The sequence below is a fragment of the Thermogutta sp. genome, assembly GCF_014359955.1.
Lineage (GTDB): Bacteria > Planctomycetota > Planctomycetia > Pirellulales > Thermoguttaceae > Thermogutta.
Genome location: NZ_JACIYL010000880.1, coordinates 1 through 1,727 on the forward strand (window position 1 = coordinate 1; position 1,727 = coordinate 1,727).

Genomic DNA, 1,727 nt, shown 5'->3' on the forward strand with positions numbered 1-1,727 from the left:
GGTGACAAAAAGACGCTTCTTCCCGATCCTATCGCCACTGTTCAGGCCACGGAAATTCTGGTCAAGGAGGGTTTTCAGGTTCTGGTTTACACCACGGATGACCCGATTGTGGCCAAGCGCTTGAAAGAGGCCGGGGCCACCAGCGTGATGCCCGCCGGCAGTCCGATCGGATCTGGACAGGGCATCCTCAACCCCAACAATATCCGCATCTGTCTCGAATACCTGAAGGAAGACGATCCGGACTATCCCGTCATCGTCGATGCTGGGGTGGGAACGGCGAGCGACGTGACGGTGGCGTTCGAACTCGGGGTCGATGGAGTTCTCCTCAACACAGGCATCGCCCACGCTCGGGATCCGTTGCGTATGGCGGTGGCCATGAAACACGCTGCAGAGGCGGGCCGACTCGCGTATTTGGCGGGGCGGATCCCCAAAAAACTTTACGCCACCGCCAGTAGCCCTATGGAAGGGACGATTGCCCCCGTGCGATAATTCTCTCGACGAATTGGGGAAAGGCCGGGACACGCCGATGAGCAACGGCGGGCTGGCTGTCTGCACGAGCTTGGCCCTACTGAACTCGAGGGGATATCGCCATGCGTCCCTATAGCTGCGTTTTCGCGCTGCTCACCTGGTCGGTGAGCGTTTCGTTTGGAGGGGAAGGAGCAAAAACCGCGAGTGAAGAGGTGGCCATTCACCGAAGAGACGGCCGATGTCAATTAGAAAACGGCATCCTCGCGGTCACGCTCAACCTGGAAGGCCCATTTCCTCTCCTCGAACAGGTGACAAGCCTCAAAGACGGAAGCGTGTTTCCGGCCAGAAACACTCCTCTCTTATCGGTCGAAAGCTATGACGGTTCGACCTGGGAGCCGTTGGTGCTAAGTAAACGCGGTGCTTCCCGGGAGACGACCATCCCAGCAGAATCCGGCGCTATTCGCATCGAGGACCGCTTTCCAGGATGGCGCGTGGAGCAGGATTTCGCTGTTCAGCCCTCAGGAGACACCGTGACGTGGTGGGCGGAATTGCGTGAGGGCGCGCACTATCTGGTCATGGGGGTTCGCTGGCCTGCTTTCCATATGAATCGGCCAACACGGGTAGTTTTCTTTCGAGGGCAACTACCGGCGGCGCGGGTGGCTGGTAGCGTCAGTGGCTCGCCCATTGTCTGCGGAGAATGGTTTCTCGGTTGCGAACATCCCATGGCCAGCAATGAAGTCACGGAACAAAAGGTGCTCGCGGCGGTGGATGTGAGGAAGATTCCCGGGCGAGATCAACTCGTGTACACATTCGCGGTGGGAAAGGCTTCGCTCGGGCAACTGCGACGCGATTTTCAGCGGTACGTGGAACGCCGTCGGGCGCGGCCTTATGGGCTGTTTGTCAATTACAACTCCTGGTGGGACATCGCGGATGGCGGCAAACAGATGACCGAGTCGGAGTGCCTCAACGTTATTGAGCGTTTTGGGGAAGAGCTTACCCGGCGCCGCGGTGTGCGGATGGACTCCTTTGTGTTCGATGACGGTTGGGACGATCCCCGAACGCTGTGGGCATTTCATGAGGGCTTTCCCAGTGGATTTGCCCCTTTGACGGCCAAAGCGAGGGAGTATCAATCGGCCGTCGGGACGTGGCTCTCGCCCTTCGGTGGCTATGGGGAGGCTAAACAGAAACGCCTGGCCTACGGGCGGGAACAGGGTTATGAGGTGGCTGATTACGGTTTTTCTCTCTTTGGCGAAAAATAT

The 1,727-nt window shown here is 58.6% G+C and carries 2 pseudogenes; both read left to right on the top strand.

The window, feature by feature from the left end:
* A pseudogene (locus H5U08_RS17840) lies at positions 1 to 489 on the top strand (thiazole synthase); the annotation flags it as partial.
* Positions 490 to 590: 101 nt separating this feature from the next.
* A pseudogene (locus tag H5U08_RS17845) lies at positions 591 to 1,727 on the top strand (hypothetical protein); the annotation flags it as partial.